The organism is Cognatilysobacter xinjiangensis, assembly GCF_014651995.1.
Classification (GTDB): domain Bacteria; phylum Pseudomonadota; class Gammaproteobacteria; order Xanthomonadales; family Xanthomonadaceae; genus Cognatilysobacter; species Cognatilysobacter xinjiangensis.
Genome location: NZ_BMXY01000002.1, coordinates 421,322 through 438,815 on the forward strand (window position 1 = coordinate 421,322; position 17,494 = coordinate 438,815).

Sequence of the window (17,494 nt, forward strand, 5' to 3'; positions counted from 1 at the left end):
TCGTGACCGGCGCGGGGAGCGCGAACGGCAGCACGGGGAGCCCGGGTTCCGAAGGCCCGGGTTCGTCGCGCGCGAACGCGCCCGACCTGGAGGAAGCGCTGCGGCAGGTGATGGCCGCGGGACGCTCCAGCCTCGGCGCCGCGTCCGACGCTTCCAAGGCCTTCCGCAGCCTGCTCGCGGCCGACATCTCGCTCGCGCGCAGCGCGCTGGGGCGCACGCTGGCCTTCGTCGGCCTCGCCATCGCCTTCGGCGCCAGCGCTTGGCTGCTGCTGATGGCCACGGCGGTGGTGTTCCTCTATGCCGTCGCGGGCCTGACCTGGATGAGCGCGATGCTGATCTGCTCCGCCCTGAGCCTGGTGGTCTGCGGGCTCTCGGCCTGGGCGGCGATGCGCTATTTCGAGCACACCCGGCTCAAGGCCTCGCGTCGCCAGCTGGCGCGACTGGGTATCGGCGAGCTCGCCGATTTCACCCCGCCGCCGGGCTCCGCCGCGCCGGCGAAGTCGGTCGAGGACACGAAGCTGCAGACCGCGTCGGGCGAACCCGTCAAGGACAGCGTCGGCGTGCCGGTCACGCCTCCGTAGCCATGGCCACCTCGTTCAAGCAACTGATGCGGAAGGTCGAGCAGGCCGAGGCCACGCTCGAGGCGCGCGAGCGTCTGGTCGCCGCCGACTGGCGCCAGCTCAAGGCGTCGTGGAAGGACGGCTGGACGCCCGGGCGCATCGTGCTCGCGGGCGTGGTGGCCGGCTTCATCGTCGGCCGCGTCGAGCCGGTCAAGGCCGTCGCCAAGGGCGGCACCATCATGCAGATGATCACCGCGCTGTCCGGCCTCGTCGCCAGCGCGAGTACCGAGCAGGCGGCGACGCGCGTGGAAAGCGCCGCGGCCGACGTCGGCGATGCCGCACAGGCCACCCCGGCGGTGGCGCCGGTCGACCCGGCCTGAGGATCGAATGACCAGCACCACGCCGCAGCACACGCTCGTCCCCGCCACCGACGGCATCGTCGAGGCGTCCGCGACCGATCCCGCGACCGCGCACCCGGGCCGCCCGCGCGCACCGACCGCCGTGGTGGTGCTCGCGGTGATCGCCACCGGCTTCACCCTGTGGGCCGCGCAGGGCCTGATCCTGCCGGTGCTGCTGGCGATGTTCTTCGCGCTGGTCGGCAACCCGATCATCCGCGTGCTGAAGCGCATCTACGTGCCGCGCTTTCTCAGTGCGCTGCTGGTGATCACGCTGGGCTTCGCCGGCACCGTGCTGCTGGTCGAGCAGCTCGTGCAGCCGGCCACCGAATGGATCCGCGAGGCGCCGCGCGGCGTGCGCTCGCTGGCGCCCAAGCTGCGCGAGATGGTGCGCCCCGTGCACGAGGCGAACCAGGCCGCCCAGCGCCTGGCCAGCGCCGCCGCGGCGGGCACGGGCAGTGACACGCGCGTGCAGGTGGTACGCACCGAGACCAACGACCCGCTGCGCTGGCTGATGGGCACGCCGAAGCTGCTCAGCTCGATCCTCGCGGTCGTGCTGCTCACGTTCTTCTTCATGGTCTACGGCGAGAACCTGCAACGGCATGCGCTCGCGCTGTTGCCCACGCGGCAGCAGCAGAAGATCACCGTCGACATCCTGACCTCGATCGAGCGCGAGATCTCGCGCTACGTGCTCACCATAAGCGTGATCAACGCGGTGGTCGGCGTGGTGATCGCGGTGCTGCTCAACGCCATCGGCGTGCCGTCGCAGGAGGCGCTGCTGTGGGGCACGATGGCGATGCTGCTGAACTTCGCGCCCTACGTCGGCCCGCTGATCGGCATGCTGACGCTGCTGCTGATGGGCTTCCTGCGCTTCGAGGACTGGATGGCGCTCGCGCCCGCTGGCATCTACCTGCTCGTGCACACGCTGGAAGGGCAGTTGCTCACGCCGATCGTGCTCGGCCGCAGCATGCGCCTGTCGCCGCTGATCCTGATCCTGTCGCTGATGGTGTTCGGCTGGCTGTGGAGCATGATCGGCCTGCTGCTCGCGGTGCCGCTGCTGGTCTGCGTGAAGCTGGTGCTCTCGCGGATCGACGGCATGGATGGCTGGGCGCGGTTGCTGGAATAAGTCAGCGCGCGAACGGCGACGGGCCGTATAGCCGCGTGAGGTGGTCGGCGACCGCGGGATACGCGCGGCGCAGCACGTCCGGCGCGCTGAAGTGGTATTCGCTCGCCACCGCGAAGAATTCGTCCGGCGCCTCGGCCGCGTACTCGTCGATGTCGACGCGCCGACCGCGGTCGAGCCGCGCGCTCAGGTCGTCGAACGCGGCCTGGAAATCGCGCACCCACGCGGCGTGGCGGTCGCCGGGCAATGGCGGCGTGCCGTCGAGCTCGCCGTCGAGCGCGTCGATCTTGTGCGCGATCTCGTGCACGGCCACGCAGAAACCGTCGTTCGGCGCGTCGCAGTCGGCCTGCACGTCGGCCCAGGACAGGATGAGCGGGCCGGCTTCCCAGGCCTCGCCGATCAGGTCGTCCTCCCACTCGTGCAGCACGCCCGTGGCATCGACGTGGGTGCGGTTCACGCGGAACGCGTCGGGATAGACGATCAGCTGCGACCAGCCGCGCAGCGCGCCGACGCCGAGCTCCAGCACCGGCAGGCAGCACAGCGCGGCGAGCAGGGCGCGGTCGCCGTCGCCGAGTTCGAGGTCGGCCACCGGCGTGATCGTGCGGTTGCGCAGGAACCACGCGGCGAGGCGCGAGAGGCGCGCGCGGCGGGCTTCGTCGAGCGCGGCGATCCACGGCGCATGCGCGAGGACATGCGCCTCGAGCGCGGGATCGAGCGGAGCGTCAGGGGTATCAGGCCGCGCGAGGCGGCGGAGCCAGCCGAGCAAGCGGCGTCAGCGGAACATGCCGGGCAGGAAGCTGTGCCAGCGCGTGCGCGAATCGGTATTGGCGTCGCTGTGCACGCTCGGGCGCACGCGCGGGGTCGCGTCGCGCGACGGCACCTGCGCCGCCTTGCGGGCCTCGGCCTTCGGCGCGGGCGCCGTCTCCGCCACGTCCGCCGCCACGCTGCCACCGCCGCCGTTGGCGCTGCTCAGCTGCACCTCGCGCCCGAAGGCGTCGGCGCAGGCCAGAAGCATCAGCAGGCACAGGCAGGTACGGTGCATGGCAGGTCCCGGTCCCGGGCGGTTTCCCGGAGCCCCGCGAGCATAGCGCGAAAAGACGGCGTGACGGCGCCGGGCGTCGGCACCTCCCGGGCCGGGCGCGGGCGGCCTTCATAATCCCCGCATGAGCTCCGTTTCCGATGCCCGCCCCGGGCGCCCGATCGACGACCGCGCGCTGCTGCAGGCGCTCGCCGCCGGCCCGGTGTCCGGCGATGCCCTGGCCCGCGCCGCCGGGCTGACACGCGCCGCGGTCTGGAAGCGCATCGAGGGGCTGCGCGAGGCGGGGGTGCCCGTCGAGGCCGCCGCCGGCAAGGGCTATCGGCTGGCGATGCCGCTGGACCTGCTGGACTCCGCGGCGATCCGCGCCGCGCTGCCGCCGGCCGTCGCCGCACGGCTGGCGCAGCTCGACGTGGCCTGGTCGATCGAATCCACCAATACCGCGCTGCTGCGCGAGCCGGCCCCGGCGCAGGGCGCGCGCGTGCTGTTCGCGGAACGCCAGACCGGCGGGCGCGGCCGGCGCGGGCGCAGCTGGCAGTCGCCACTGGGCGCGAGCCTGCTGCTCTCGGTGTCGCGCAGCTTCGACGGCGGCCTCGCGCGGCTGGGCGGGCTCAGCCTGGTCGCCGGCATCGCGGTCGCGGAAGCGCTGCGCGCGTCGGGCTTCGATGCGGTCGGGCTGAAGTGGCCCAACGACGTGGTGATCGAGGCCGATGGCGGGCTTCGCAAGCTCGGCGGCCTGCTGGTCGAGGGCGGCGGCGAGCACGCGGGGCCGGTGCGCGCCGTGGTCGGCATCGGCCTCAACGTACGGCTGCCCGCCTCGACCGCCGCCTCGATCGACCAGCCCTGGACCGACCTGTCGCGACTGGGCGACACGCCCACGCGCAGCACGCTGGCGGCGACGCTGCTCGCGAACCTGCTGCCCGCGCTGGATGCCTTCGACCGCGATGGCTTCGCGCCTTTCGCGCTGCGCTGGAGCGCGGTGGACGTGCTGCACGGCCGCGATGTCACCTTGCATCTGCACGACCGCACCGAGACTGCGCAGGTGCTCGGCCTCGCCGACGACGGCGCACTGCGCGTGCGCACCGCCGATGGCGAGCGCACCGTGCATGCGGGCGAAGTCAGCCTGAGGACCGCCGCATGAACGCCTGGTTGTTCGATCTCGGCAATACGCGACTCAAGTGCGCACCGCTGGTGGGTGGCGCGCCGGGCGAAGTGCACGCGCTGGCGCACGGGGAGGGCGAACTCGCCGCGGCACTCGATGCGGTGCTGCCGCCGGATTTCGACGTCGCCTACGTGTCGAGCGTCGCCGGCGAAACCCTGCGCGTGGCGCTGCTCGACGCGCTGACGCGGCGCTGCCGGCGGATCGAACTCGCACGCACGCAGGCCGCGTTCCTCGACCTGCGCATCGCCTACGCGCAGCCGACGCGGCTCGGCGTCGACCGCTTCCTCGCGATGCTCGGCGCGCGTGCGCGCGGACGCGAGGCGCTGCTCGTCTGCGGCGTCGGCACCGCGCTCACGCTGGATCTCGTCGACGCCGACGGCCTGCATCGCGGCGGCCGCATCGCGCCTTCGCCGCGGCTCATGCGCGAGGCGCTGCACGCGCGCGCGCCGCAGTTGCCGGTCGACGGCGGCGTCTGGAACGACTGGGCGACCGACACCGCCGACGCGCTCGCGTCCGGCTGCCTCGGCGCGTCGCTCGCACTGCTGCACGAGGCGCAGGCGTCGGCGACGACGCTGCTCGGCGCATCGCCGCGACTGCTCGTGCATGGCGGCGGCGCGGGGCCACTGCTCGAACGCCTCCCCGGCGCCGTGCATCGCCCGTCGCTGGTGCTCGACGGCCTCGCGCGCTGGGCGACCGCGTAGTGACCGCGATCACGCGGCACGCGCACGCCGCGTCGCAGGTGCTGGCTAGAATCGACGCATGTTGATGCGGGCCTCGCTGGTGCTGTTGCTGGTGCTCAACGCGGGCGTGGCCGCGTGGTGGGCGACGCACGTGCCCGCGGCGGCGGTGGATGCACCCGCGATGCCGGCCGACGTGCCCCTGTTGCAGCTCGCCGATGCGCCGCGTGGTGCGGCAGCCGCGCCCGCGCCCGTGCTGCCCGGCGATGGGCTGCGCTGCTACCGCTACGGCCCGTTCGGCAATCCCGCCGCGTTCGATGCGGCGCGGCGCGCGATCGTCGCGCAGGTCGCGTGGACCGCCACTGCCGAGCAGGTCGCCGGCACGCCGCGCGCCTGGCGCGTGATGCTGCCGCAGCCCGATCGTGCCACCGCGACCGCCACCGCCGCGCGTATCGGCGCCGCGGGCTTCAGCGACTACCTCGTGCTGCCCGAAACCGGTGACGATCCGAATGCGATCGCGCTCGGGCGCTACCGCAGCGAAGCCGCCGCGCGCGAGCGTGCCGCGCGCCTCGCGCAGGCGGGCTTTCCCGCGCGCGCCGAGCCGGTGGGCGGTCGCGTCGTGCAATGGCTGGACGTGGCCGCCACGCCCGCCTTCGAGCCGCGCTCGGCGACGCTGGGCCTCACCGGCGCACCCATCGACTGCGCCGGCGTGCCGCGGGACGGGCGCTACACTATCCCCGGGCCGGCTTAGCTCAGTCGGTAGAGCAACTGATTTGTAATCAGTAGGTCGTCGGTTCGATTCCGACAGCCGGCACCACGGCCCGCCCGCGTCTTCCACCCCTTCATCGCGTCCCGCGCGCTGCGGTACTGTGGCCCGACGGCCCACGGTGGGGATGGGATGTTCGGAGCGACACGCATCGGCGGACGGGCAGGCACCGGCGCGCGCGAACAGTGCGTGCAGCTGCTCGTCTGGACCGGCATGTTCGTCGCGTCCGCGCTGGCGACGCTGGGGCTGGCGGAGCTGAGCAACGGCTCGGCGTCGGTCTGGATCGCCAACGCCTTGATCGTCGGGCATGCGATCCGCCACCCGCGCGCGCCGCTCGCGCCGCTTCTGGGCGCGGTCTTCCTCGGCACGCTGCTGGCATCGATCGGTCGGGGCACGCTGTCCGGCGCGTTGCTGTCGGGCGTGGCCAACGTCGTCGAGGTGGCGATCGTCTGCGTGGTGTTCGGGCGACTGCACCTGCGCGGCGACGATGCGCCCGACGTGCGCCGCATGCTCGCCGGCCTGGTGGTCGCGGTGGTGATCGCGCCGGCCGTCAGCGCGGCCATCGGCGCGACGATTCCCGGCGCGATGGGACGTGGCGACATCGTCCTGCGCTGGTTCCTCGCCGACGCGTTCGGCATGTTCGTGGTGCTGCCGCTGGCTTGGGCCTATACGCCGCGCGGCGCACAGGCATTGCTGCGCGGACGGCACGGCGCGGAGTTCGCGGCCGGCGCGCTCGTCGCGACGGCGGTCGCCGTGGTCGGCATCACCCAGCTGCGCCATCCGTATGCGCTGCTGCCGTTGCCGTTGCTGCTGGTCGCGCTGCGAAGTGGCGTACTGGCGACCGCCGCCTGCAATGCGCTGGTGGTCGCGACGGTGGTGACGCTCACGGCGCTGCAGCACAACGGCCTGCTTCCGCCGGCGCAGGGCATCGCCGACGTCGGACTGCGCCATACGTGGTTCCTGGCCTGCCTGGTCGCGCTCGGGCCGTTGGTCGTCGCGGTGCTGACGCGCGATCGCGATCGCGATCGACGTGAATCGGCCGAGGTCGCCGAGCGCCTGCAGGTGATCGCCGACAACCTGCCGGCCTTCGTCGCCGAGTTCGGGCCGGACCTGCGCTACCGCTTCGTCAACCACAAGTACTTCACCTGGCTGGGGCTGGCGGCGGACGCGGTAATCGGGCGCACGCCCGCCGAGGTGCTGGGCGAGGACGCCGCGCAACGGCTGCTGCCCTTCATGCAGCGCGCGCTGGAGGGCCAGCCGCAGCGTTTCGAGTTCCAGCTCGACGAGCGCCGGCTCGACGTGTTCTACGAGCCGCTGCCGCAGTCCGGCGGCTTCATCCTGATGGCGCACGACATCACCTGGCGCTACCAGGCCGAGCGCCGTTTCCGGCTGATGATCGAGGCCGCGCCCGATGCGGTGGTGCTGCTGGACCCCGACTCGCGCCGCATCCTGCTGGTGAACCACCAGGCCGAACGCCTGTTCGGGCTGGCGCGCGAAGCGCTGCTGGGCCAGCCGATCGCACGCTTCATCGAGGGCATCGAACGCATGGACGGCCCGGCGCTGCGCGACTATCTCGACGCGCGTCGCGAACACGCGCAGGGCGAGGTGCTCGAGTTCGATGCGGTGCAGTCGGGCGGCTCGCGCTGCCCTGTCGAGGTGCTGCTGAGCGAGCTGAACGCCGGCGAGGAAACGCAGCTCGTCGCATCGATCCGCGACGTGTCCGCGCGCCGCCGCACCGAGCAGGCGCTGCAGGAGGAGCGCGAGCGTGCGCAGGTCACGCTGGATTCGATCGGCGACGCGGTGATCACCTGCGATACGACGCGGCGCGTAACCTCGCTCAACCCGGTCGCCGAAGCGATGACCGGCCTGCCCTGCGGCGCGGCACTCGGCCGGCCGCTCGCCGAGGTGGTGCGCCTGCATCACGCCGATGCCACGGCCAGCGGCGCGCGCGCCGGTGCCGCGCTGCTGCATCGCCACGACGGCAGCGAGCTGCACGTGGAATACGCGCACTCGCCGATCACCGACGGCAAGGGCCGCGTGGTAGGCGGCGTGACGGTACTGCGCGACGTCAGCGAGGTGCGCGCGATGGCCGAGCGCATGTCGCACCTCGCGCAGCACGACTACCTCACCGGCCTGCCCAACCGCGTGCTGCTGCAGGACCGCCTGTCGCAGGCGCTGCACCAGGTCGGCCACGGCGCGCGCGGCGCGGTGCTGTTCGTCGACCTCGACCACTTCAAGACCATCAACGACTCCCTGGGCCATCCGGTGGGCGATCGCGTGCTGCAGGAGATCGCGCAGCGGCTCGCGGGCGTGGTGTCGGAGGACGACACCGTGAGCCGGCAGGGCGGCGACGAGTTCGTGCTGCTGCTCACGCGGCTGTCGGGCCCGAGCGATGCCGCGCGCATCGCGGAAGCGCTGATCGCCGCGATCGAGGCGCCGCTGGAGATCGAGGACCGCGTGCTGCACGTGTCGGCCAGCGTGGGCATCGCGCTGTTCCCCGAGGACGGGCAGGACATGCGCATGCTCACCAAGCAGGCCGATACCGCGCTCTACCACGCCAAGCAGTCCGGCCGCGCGCGCTACAGCTACTTCACCGCGGTGATGAGCGAACGCGCCGACCAGCGCCTGCGGCTGGAAGGCGAACTGCGCGCGGCGGTGGCCGACGGCGGCCTGTTCCTCGTCTACCAGCCCAAGATGCGCCTGCCCGGGCGCGAGCTTTCCGGCATGGAGGCCCTGGTGCGCTGGCGCCATGCCGACGGCCACGTGGTGCCGCCGTCGGACTTCATTCCCGTCGCCGAGGAAACCGGGCTGGTGCTCGCCATCGACGAATGGGTGCTGCGCGAGGCCTGCCGGCAGAACCGCGCGTGGATCGACGCCGGCCTGCCGTCGGTGCCGGTGGCGGTGAACCTCTCGCTCGCGCGCTTCGACCCCGAGCGCATCGTCGGCGGCATCGCGCGTGCGCTGTCGGACACCGGGCTCGCGCCGTGGCTGCTGGAGGTCGAGCTGACCGAAAGCCAGATGCTCGGCCACAGCGAACGGGCCACGCAGCTGATCGAGGGCATCCGTCGGCTCGGCGTGCGCGTGTCGGTGGACGATTTCGGCACCGGTTATTCGAGCCTCGGCTACCTCACGCGGCACCGCTTCGATGCGATCAAGATCGACCGCTCGTTCGTGCACGGCCTGCCGCATGCCACCGGCCAACGCGCGGTGGTGCAGGCCATCCTCGGCATGGCGCAGGCGCTGGACTACCGCGTGGTCGGCGAGGGCGTGGAGACCGAGGAGCAGGCCACCGCGCTGCTCGAGCTCGGCTGCCACGAGATGCAGGGCTACCTGCTCGGACGGCCGCTGCCGGCGTCGGAGATGGAGCGGCTGCTTCGCACGATGAAGAGCTGACGCCCTTGCCCCGCGCCTCACGCCGCGCGCGCGAGGCTGCCGTGTCCCGAAACACCAGGAGCACGACATGGCACGCAACTTCCCCGGCGGCGCACCCGTGAGCGGCATCGAAGGCCAGGGCGATCTCGACCCGGCTACCCGCGGTGCCGATCGCGTCGACAGCAGGATCGCGGACCGACAGGCGCTGGAAGGCCGCGAGGACGACGACCTCGCCGCCGGCAGCGAGGGCGAGGCCTGGCTGGAGGGCGCACGCAGCACGCCCCCCGCCGCCGACGTGCGCAGCGATGACCAGGGCACGCCGAACGGCGAGCCCACCTGAGTCCGCGCCGGCCGGTCGATACAATCGACCGACCGGCCGGGCCTGCTGGGGCGGGGTTGTCGCGGCGCCCGGTCGCGGAGACGCGCCATGTCCCGTCACTACTCCCCCGTCACCCTCATCGGGGCGCCGACCGATGTCGGCGCCGGCCACCGCGGCGCGCGCCTCGGGCCGGAAGCCCTGCGCATCGCCGGCCTCGGCGAGGCCCTGATGGCCCGTGGCCTGCAGGTGCTCGACCGCGGCAACCTCGAAGGCCCGCGCAATCCTTGGCTCGATGCCGTCGACGGCTATCGCCACATCACCGAAGTCACCGAGTGGAACCGCCTGGTGATGGAGGCCGTCTACGGCGAGCTCCGCGACGGCCGCATGCCGATCCTGCTCGGCGGCGACCACTGCCTCGGGCTTGGTTCGATCACCGGCGTCGCGCGCTGGTGCCGCGAGGCCGGCAAGAAGCTGCGCGTGGTCTGGCTCGATGCGCATGCCGACTTCAACACGAGCGAAGTCACGCCGTCCGGCAACATCCACGGCATGCCCGTGGCCTGCCTGTGCGGCCTCGGCCCCGAGCCGCTCACGCATCTCTCCGGCGTGTCGCCCGCGGTGCGCCCCGAGGACATCCGCCAGATCGGCATTCGGTCGGTGGACGAGGGCGAGCGCCGCCTGCTCAAGCAGTACGGCATCGACGTCTACGACATGCGCTACATCGACGAGGTCGGCATGCGCGCGGCGGTGGAGGAAGCGCTCGACGGCCTCGACGAGGACACGCACCTGCACGTGAGCTTCGACGTCGACTTCCTCGATCCGTCGATCGCGCCCGGCGTGGGCACCACGGTGCTCGGCGGCCCGACCTACCGCGAGGCCTCGCTGGTGATGGAGATGCTCTGCGATACCGGCCGCCTCGGCTCGCTGGACATCATGGAGCTCAATCCGCTGATCGACGACCACAACCGCACCGCGATCCTCGCGGTCGACCTGGTGGAAAGCCTGTTCGGCAAATCGACGCTGCTGCGCGACTGAGCGGCCGCGGCTTTAGCGACATCGGAATGGGGAATGCGGCGTCGATCGTGAAGATGCCGCCGCGAGTGCAACGCCTCGCCGCGGGAATGAACGCCGCGTGAGGCGCGCGAGCGACAGTGCACGCGCGTTTCACGGCGGCCGTCGTGTCATCGCCGCACGGATTCCCACTGCCGCGCCGCGGCGTCCCCCAGGAGATGACACCATGAAGCGCCTGATCGTTCTGATGATGCTCGCCATGTTCTCGATGAGCACCCTCACCGCCTGCAACACGATGGCGGGCGTGGGCAAGGATGTTTCGAAGGCCGGCGAAAAGGTCGAAGACAAGGCCGAGGACTGCAAGGACGGCAAGTGCTAATCCACGCAGGATTCGCATGACGAGAGGGCCGGAGCGATCCGGCCCTTTCTCTTTGCGCCGCCGGTGGCGCGCTGCAAGCGACGCAAGTGCGACGCTGGGTCCGGCGGGTGGCGCGAACGCGCGCGGTAAACTGGCGATCCGCCCGTTTTTCCGCATCGAAATGACCCGCACCCGCGTCCTCACCGGCATCACCACCTCGGGCACGCCGCACCTGGGCAACTACGCCGGCGCGATCCGCCCGGCGCTGGAGGCCAGCCGCGACCCGTCGGTGGAGAGCTTCTACTTCCTCGCCGACTACCACGCGCTGATCAAGTGCCAGGAACCGGCGCGCGTGCAGCGCTCCACGCTGGAGATCGCCGCGAGCTGGCTGGCCGCGGGTCTGGATCCGTCGAAGGTGTGGTTCTACCGCCAGAGCGACATCCCGGAGATTCCGGAACTCACCTGGCTGCTCACCTGCGTCGCCGGCAAGGGCATCCTCAACCGCGCGCATGCCTACAAGGCGGCGGTCGACCGCAACCGCGAGGCCGGCGAGGACGACGATGCGGGCGTGAGCGCCGGTTTGTTCATGTATCCGGTGCTGATGGCCGCGGACATCCTGATCTTCAACGCCGACAAGGTGCCGGTCGGTCGCGACCAGATCCAGCACATCGAGATGGCGCGCGATTTCGGCCAGCGCTTCAACCATCTCTACGGCGAGCACTTCACGCTGCCGGAAGTGACCATCGCCGAGAATGTGGCGACGCTGCCGGGCCTGGACGGCCGCAAGATGTCCAAGAGCTACGACAACGTGATCCCGTTGTTCGCGCCGCGCGAGCAGCTGAAGAAGCTGATCTATTCGATCGTCACCGACTCGCGCGCGCTGGGCGAGCCGAAGGATGCCGATGCATCCAACGTGTTCCAGCTCTACCAGGCGTTCTCGACGCCCGAACAGGCCGCGTCGATGCGTGCCGCGTTCGAGGCGGGCATCGGCTGGGGCGAGGCCAAGCAGGCACTGTTCGAGCGCATCGACGCCGAGATCTCGCCGATGCGCGAGAAGTACGAAGCGCTGATCGCGAAGCCCGCCGAGATCGAGGCGATCCTGCGCGACGGCGCTGCGCGCCTGCGCGCGACTTATGCGACGCCGCTTCTGGCCACGCTGCGCGAAGCCGTGGGCCTGCGCGACCTGTCGAAGGCGAGCGTCGCCGCGACGAAGGTCGAGGAAAGGCCCGCACCTGCGATGTTCAAGCAGTACCGCGAGGCGGACGGCCGCTTCTACTTCAAGCTGGTGCAGGGCGATCGCGTGCTGCTGCAGAGCGCGGGCTTCGATGCCCCGCGCGATGCGGGCCAGCGCGTGGCCGCGCTCAAGCAGGCCGGACGGCTCGACGACGAGTCGTTGCTCGCCGACGGCGTGTCGCGCGAGGACGTCGATGCCGCGCTCGCGGCGATGGCGGAGGCCGCGGCATGAACCAGCAGGTCCAGCTGCACCTCGCGCTCATCCTGTTCCTGCCGTGGTTCGCGATCCTCGGCAGCCTGTTCTGGTTCTATCCGCGCCAGCCGCGCACGCGTGCGCGACGCGTGTTCGATGTCACGTCGCTGGTCGTCGCAGTCGTGGCGTTCGTGATCGCGATGCGCATCGGCTACGTCATCGCCGAGCCCACCGGCACGGCCGGCAACATCTGGCGCCAGGTGGTGGCGACCGCGGGCGGCTATGCGGCCTTCCTCGGCGTCATGACCGTCGCCTGGTTCCTGCGCCGCCGCTGGCTGCGCCGCCTGCTGCCGAATTGAACCGCCTTTAAACCCGTCGGCCCGGCGGGGCATCGATGAAGGACCGCGACGCTTCCGTCGCGGCTTCCATCGATGGATCCCGACATGGCCGACCGTCTCCTGCGCTCCGCGCTCGCCACTGCGCTGCTGCTCGCCTGCACCTCCCTCCACGCGCAGGAACCGGCGGCCGCGCCGGTGGCGGCACGCAGTTACCCGGCGGCCGATTTCGCGCGCTACTCGCCCAACAACGCCTACGACATGCTGCGGCAGGTGCCCGGCTTCGTGATCCGCGAAGCCGAGCAGGAACGCGGCCTCGGCGAGGCCACCGGCAACGTGGTCATCAACGGCCGGCGCATCTCGGGCAAGTCCAACGACGTGCTGACCGAGCTCACGCGCGTGCCGGCCGCCAACGTGGTGCGCATCGACATCGTCGAGGGCGCGACGCTCGACATTCCGGGCCTGTCCGGACAGGTCGCCAACGTGGTGACCCGGGCGGGCGGCATCAGCGGGCAGTGGTCGTGGAAGCCGGACGTGCGCAAGTACTACACGCGCCCGCAGATCACCCGCGGCGACGTCTCGGTGAGCGGCTCCAGCGGCGGCCTGCAGTACACGGTCGGCCTGCGCAACGACGCCAACCACAGCGGCGCCGGCGGCGGCACGCGCATCTACAACGCCGACGGCACGCTGCGCGACACGCGCGACGACGCGTGGACCGGGGAGATGGACCGGCCCAAGCTCAGCACGCAGCTCACGTACACCGCCGCCGACGGCGACGTCGCCAACCTCAATGCGTCGGTGCAGAAGGAGTTCTACCACTACCGCGAGGACGGCTTCCGCAGCGGACCGGGCCTGCCCGATCGCGAGCGCAAGGTCCGCGAGCACGAGGGCGGGCATACCTGGGAAGTCGGCGGCGACTACGAGTTCGGCGTCGGCATCGGCAGGCTCAAGCTGATCGGCCTCGATCGCTATGCGCATACGCCGTACTCGCAGACCGTGACCACGCGCTACCTCGACGGCTCATCGCCCGACAGCGGCAGCCGCTACGCGCGCGACAGCGAGGAAAAGGAGCAGATCGCGCGCGCCGAATACCGCTGGAAGACCGGCGCCAGCGACTGGCGCATTTCCGCCGAAGGTGCGTTCAACCGGCTCGACAGCACCACGCTGATCGCCGAGCTCGATCCGAGCGGCGTCTTCGTCGACGTGCCGCTGCCCGGCGCGAACGCGCGCGTGCAGGAGGACCGCTACGAACTGATCGGCAGCTGGGGCCATCCGCTCGGTGAGAAGGCCAAGCTGCAGCTCTCCGCCGGCGCCGAGCATTCCACGTTGGCGCAGGTCGGCGGCGGCGGGCTCACACGCGAATTCCTCAGGCCCAAGGGCACGCTGTCGGTGGCGTGGAAGCCGACCAGCACGCTCGACGTCAACGTGAAGCTGCAGCGCCGCGTCGGCCAGCTCAACTTCTACGACTTCCTCGCCTCGGTGAACCTCAACGACGACCGCGAGAACGCCGGCAACCCCGATCTCGTGCCGCAGCAGAGCTGGGACTTCGAGGTCGAGGCGACCAAGAACTTCGGCGCCTACGGCACCAGCACGCTGCGCCTGTACGACCATCGCATCGACGACCTGATCGACATCATCCCGATCGGTGCCGATGGCGAGAGCCTGGGCAACATCGACAGCGCGCGCGAATACGGCGTCGAGTGGAAGGGCACGTGGAAGCTCGAGCCGTTCGGCTGGCGCGGCGCGAAGGTCGACACGCGCTGGTGGCTGCAGCAGAGCGAAGTGCGCGACCCGCTCACCGGCGTGGAGCGTCGCATCAGCGGCAGCCTGATCCACTTCTGGCAGGTGAAGCTTCGCCACGACGTGCCGGGCACCTCGTGGGCCTGGGGCTTCGACATCAACCACGAGCTCGACGCGCGCGACGTGCGCCTGACCGAGATCGGCTACACCTGGGAAGGCCCGCGCTGGGGCGAGCTGTTCATCGAGCGCAAGGACTTCCACGGCCTCACGCTGCGCGCCGCGGTGGCCAATGCGCTCGACGCCGGCAGCTATCGCGACCGCTACGTCCACCTCGGGCGTCGCACCGATCCGCTGGACTACCACGAGGTGCGCGACCGCCGCATCGGGCCGATCTTCGCGTTCCAGGTGGCCGGCAAGTTCTGATCGGACAGCGTGTCCCGCCGGCACGGGTCGACCCCGCCGCCGCGCGCCGGGACAATGCCGGCATGCACGGCTTCTTCGTCACCGGCACCGACACCGGCGTGGGCAAGACCCGCATCGCCACCGCATTCGCGCATGCGCTCGGCCTGCGCGGCCTGCGTGTTCAGGTTCGCAAGCCGGTCGAGTCCGGCGTCGACGCGCGCACCGGCCCGGCCGACGCGCAGGCGCTGCGCGAGGCCGCGGGCGCGCACGAGGCGATCGACACGGTCTGCGCGCTGACGCTGCGCGCGGCGCTCTCGCCCGAGCGCGCGGCGGCGCTGGAAGGCGTCGAACTCCCGCTGTCGCGGCTCGTCGAAGCGGCGCGGCGCGATGTCGCCGACGACGGCCTGCTGCTGGTCGAAGGCGCGGGCGGCTTCTATTCGCCGATCGCGACGGGCGCGCTCAATGCCGATCTCGCCGCTGCGCTCGGCCTGCCGGTAATCGTGGTGGCCGCCGATCGACTCGGCGCGCTCAACCACGTGCTGCTCACCGTCGAGGCCGTGCAGCGCCGTGGGCTCGAAGTCGCCGCCATCGTGCTGAGCCGCCCCGCGCCGGTCGTCGACGACGGCATGGACAATGCCGCCGACCTGCGCGCGCGGCTGCCGCTGCCGGTAATCGCGCTGCCGCACGGTGCGTCGAGCACGAACGCGTGGCGCGACGAAGCCGCATCGCTCGCGCCGCTGGTCGACGCGCTGGCATCGAAGGGCCTGCTGCCGTGAACGCGACGCTGCAGGACGCGGACATCGCGCGCGCGGTCGAACTGCTGCGCGCCGGCCAACTGGTCGCGTTCCCGACCGAGACCGTCTACGGGCTCGGCGCCAATGCGCGCGATGCCGCGGCCGTCGCGAAGATCTTCGCCGCGAAGGGCCGCCCTGCCGATCACCCGCTGATCGTGCACATCGCCTCGGCGCGGGCGCTGCCGCTATGGGCCGCGCACGTGCCCGAAGCCGCGCGGCGGCTTGCCGAGGCGTTCTGGCCCGGCCCGCTCACGCTGGTGCTGCCGCGCGCCGACGGCGTGCCCGATGCGGTCACCGGCGGCCTGTCGACCGTCGGGCTGCGCGTGCCGCGGCACCCGGTCGCGCTCGCGCTGCTGCGTGCCTTCGACGGGGGGCTCGCCGCGCCGTCGGCCAACCGCTACGGGCGCGTGAGCCCGACCTCGGCCGCGCACGTGCGCGACGGGCTCGGCGATCGCGTCGATCTGGTGCTCGACGGCGGCCGCTGCGAGGTCGGGCTGGAGTCCACCATCGTCGATCTCTCCGGCGATGTCCCGGTGCTGCTGCGCCCCGGCGCGGTCACGCAGGCGATGCTCGAACGCGTGCTCGGCGAGCGCGTGCATCCGGCGGGCGAAGGCGCCACGCCGGCGCCGGGCCGAAAGCCCTCCCACTACGCGCCGCGTGCGCGCGTGCTGCTGGCCAGCGACGCCGAGGCGGTGAGCCTCGCGCGCTGCTTCCACATGGGCGGCGCGCGCGTGGGCCTGCTGTCGGCCACCGCGCCGATGGAGGCGGGCATCGACTGGCTCGGCCTGCCGCCCGATACCGATGCGCAGGCTCGCGAGCTCTACCAGCGGCTGCACGATGCCGACACGCTCGGGCTCGACATCGTGGTCGCGGTGGTGCCGCGCGACCACGCCGGCATCGGCGAGGCGCTGCGCGACCGGCTGCGCCGCGCCGCCGGGCTCGGCGACGGCACGCCCGATGCGTCAGACTTGTCGGCATGACGACCGACCGCCTCACCCTCACCCGTCCCGACGACTGGCACCTGCACCTGCGCGACGGCGACATGCTGCGCGACGTGCTGCCCGACACCGCGCGCCAGATGGGCCGCGCGATCGTGATGCCGAACCTGGTGCCGCCGGTGGTGACGACGGACGATGCCGCGGCCTATCGCGAGCGCATCCTCGCTGCGTTGCCGGCCGGTGCAGCGTTCGAGCCGCTGATGACGCTCTACTTCACCGAGGGCACCACGCCGGCCGAGATCGAGCGCGCGAAGGCGAGCGGTTTCGTGCACGGGGTGAAGCTGTATCCGGCGCATGCGACCACCAATTCCAGCCACGGCGTCACCGACCTGCGCCGCTGCGACGCGACGCTGGACGCGATGCAGCGCGTCGGCCTGCCGCTTCTCGTGCACGGCGAGGTGACCGATCCGGATGTCGACGTGTTCGATCGCGAGGCGGTGTTCATCGAGCGCGTGCTGGCGCCGCTGGTGCGCGATTTCCCGGAATTGAAGGTCGTGCTCGAGCACGCGACGACGTCGGCGGCGGTCGAGTTCGTCGAGACCGCGCCGGCGAACATCGCCGCCACGATCACGGCGCATCATCTGCTGCTCAATCGCAATGCGATCTTCGCCGGCGGCCTGCGCCCGCATCACTACTGCCTGCCTGTGCTCAAGCGCGAGCTGCATCGCCAGGCGCTGGTGAAGGCGGCGACGTCGGGCAGCGCCAAGTTCTTCCTCGGCACCGACAGCGCGCCGCATCCCAAGCACGCCAAGGAATCGGGCTGCGGCTGCGCGGGCATCTACACCGCGCATGCGGCGATCGAGCTGTACGCGGAAGTCTTCGACGCCGCCGGTGCGCTGGATCGCCTGGAAGCGTTCGCGAGCTTCAACGGCCCAGCGTTCTACGGCCTGCCGCGCAACGCCGGCACGATCACGCTGCTGCGCGAGGCGGTGCCGGTGCCGGAAACGGTGGGCAGGGGCGGTCAGGAGCTGGTGCCGTTCCGCGCGGGTGCCACCGTGGGCTGGCGCCTGATCGACGCCTGAG

General features: G+C 71.7%; 18 protein-coding genes and 1 tRNA gene. 17 read left to right on the forward strand and 2 right to left on the reverse strand.

Going from position 1 to position 17,494, the window contains the following annotated elements:
* Nucleotides 1-2 precede the first annotated feature (2 nt).
* The 3 genes from IE066_RS10560 to IE066_RS10570 are packed head-to-tail and all read left to right on the forward strand — an operon-like array spanning nt 3 to nt 2,081.
* On the forward strand, nt 3-581 hold the full coding sequence (locus IE066_RS10560; RefSeq protein ID WP_189449608.1) for a phage holin family protein: 579 nt from the start codon (nt 3-5) through the stop codon (nt 579-581).
* 2 nt (nt 582-583) lie between these two features.
* Nucleotides 584-940, forward strand: a complete 357-nt coding sequence (locus IE066_RS10565; protein WP_189449610.1) for a hypothetical protein — start codon at nt 584-586, stop codon at nt 938-940.
* Between the two features lie 7 nt (nt 941-947).
* The gene (locus IE066_RS10570; protein ID WP_189449612.1) at nt 948-2,081 is read left to right on the forward strand and encodes an AI-2E family transporter; all 1,134 of its coding nucleotides are present in this window, start codon (nt 948-950) and stop codon (nt 2,079-2,081) included.
* 1 nt (nt 2,082) lies between these two features.
* On the opposite strand, the gene IE066_RS10575 is transcribed toward IE066_RS10570, so the two are convergent.
* Nucleotides 2,083-2,844 (reverse strand): M90 family metallopeptidase, encoded by a 762-nt coding sequence (locus IE066_RS10575; protein WP_308427442.1) that lies wholly within the window; start codon nt 2,842-2,844, stop codon nt 2,083-2,085.
* A gap of 6 nt (nt 2,845-2,850) precedes the next feature.
* Nucleotides 2,851-3,120: a hypothetical protein gene (locus tag IE066_RS14955; RefSeq protein WP_308427443.1), complete on the reverse strand. Its 270-nt coding sequence runs from the start codon at nt 3,118-3,120 to the stop codon at nt 2,851-2,853.
* A 121-nt stretch (nt 3,121-3,241) separates the two neighbouring features.
* Here IE066_RS14955 and birA point away from each other — a divergent pair, with 121 nt between their 5' ends.
* From birA to pyrC, 14 genes are all read left to right on the forward strand, one after another.
* Nucleotides 3,242-4,255, forward strand: a complete 1,014-nt coding sequence (gene birA / locus IE066_RS10580) for a bifunctional biotin--[acetyl-CoA-carboxylase] ligase/biotin operon repressor BirA (RefSeq protein ID WP_189449614.1) — start codon at nt 3,242-3,244, stop codon at nt 4,253-4,255.
* Nucleotides 4,252-4,977 (forward strand): type III pantothenate kinase, encoded by a 726-nt coding sequence (locus tag IE066_RS10585; RefSeq protein ID WP_189449616.1) that lies wholly within the window; start codon nt 4,252-4,254, stop codon nt 4,975-4,977. Before birA ends, IE066_RS10585 begins: the two co-directional genes overlap by 4 nt.
* 58 nt (nt 4,978-5,035) lie before the next feature.
* Nucleotides 5,036-5,704, forward strand: coding sequence for a hypothetical protein (locus IE066_RS10590; RefSeq protein ID WP_189449617.1), 669 nt, complete (start codon nt 5,036-5,038; stop codon nt 5,702-5,704).
* Nucleotides 5,695-5,770, forward strand: a tRNA-Thr gene (locus tag IE066_RS10595). Before IE066_RS10590 ends, IE066_RS10595 begins: the two co-directional genes overlap by 10 nt.
* 138 nt (nt 5,771-5,908) lie before the next feature.
* Nucleotides 5,909-9,112 carry a bifunctional diguanylate cyclase/phosphodiesterase gene (locus IE066_RS10600; protein WP_189449619.1) on the forward strand — a complete coding sequence of 1,068 codons (3,204 nt, stop codon included), beginning with the start codon at nt 5,909-5,911 and terminating at the stop codon, nt 9,110-9,112.
* A gap of 67 nt (nt 9,113-9,179) precedes the next feature.
* Nucleotides 9,180-9,431, forward strand: coding sequence for a hypothetical protein (locus tag IE066_RS10605; RefSeq protein ID WP_189449621.1), 252 nt, complete (start codon nt 9,180-9,182; stop codon nt 9,429-9,431).
* A gap of 87 nt (nt 9,432-9,518) precedes the next feature.
* Entirely contained in the window at nt 9,519-10,442 is a 924-nt protein-coding gene (gene rocF / locus IE066_RS10610; protein ID WP_189449623.1) for an arginase, read from the forward strand.
* Nucleotides 10,443-10,644: 202 nt separating this feature from the next.
* Nucleotides 10,645-10,797: an entericidin A/B family lipoprotein gene (locus tag IE066_RS10615; protein ID WP_189449625.1), complete on the forward strand. Its 153-nt coding sequence runs from the start codon at nt 10,645-10,647 to the stop codon at nt 10,795-10,797.
* Between the two features lie 160 nt (nt 10,798-10,957).
* Complete coding sequence (locus IE066_RS10620; protein WP_189449627.1) at nt 10,958-12,241, forward strand: tryptophan--tRNA ligase; 1,284 nt, start codon at nt 10,958-10,960, stop codon at nt 12,239-12,241.
* Nucleotides 12,238-12,561 (forward strand): hypothetical protein, encoded by a 324-nt coding sequence (locus IE066_RS10625; RefSeq protein ID WP_189449629.1) that lies wholly within the window; start codon nt 12,238-12,240, stop codon nt 12,559-12,561. Before IE066_RS10620 ends, IE066_RS10625 begins: the two co-directional genes overlap by 4 nt.
* An 84-nt stretch (nt 12,562-12,645) precedes the next feature.
* On the forward strand, nt 12,646-14,700 hold the full coding sequence (locus IE066_RS10630) for a TonB-dependent receptor plug domain-containing protein (protein ID WP_189449631.1): 2,055 nt from the start codon (nt 12,646-12,648) through the stop codon (nt 14,698-14,700).
* Between the two features lie 62 nt (nt 14,701-14,762).
* Nucleotides 14,763-15,455, forward strand: coding sequence for a dethiobiotin synthase (gene bioD / locus IE066_RS10635; RefSeq protein WP_189449633.1), 693 nt, complete (start codon nt 14,763-14,765; stop codon nt 15,453-15,455).
* Nucleotides 15,452-16,453, forward strand: coding sequence for an L-threonylcarbamoyladenylate synthase (locus tag IE066_RS10640; protein ID WP_229790780.1), 1,002 nt, complete (start codon nt 15,452-15,454; stop codon nt 16,451-16,453). The genes bioD and IE066_RS10640 overlap by 4 nt, the downstream gene beginning before the upstream one ends.
* Nucleotides 16,450-17,493 (forward strand): dihydroorotase, encoded by a 1,044-nt coding sequence (pyrC, locus tag IE066_RS10645; RefSeq protein ID WP_189449636.1) that lies wholly within the window; start codon nt 16,450-16,452, stop codon nt 17,491-17,493. Before IE066_RS10640 ends, pyrC begins: the two co-directional genes overlap by 4 nt.
* Nucleotide 17,494 lies beyond the last annotated feature (1 nt).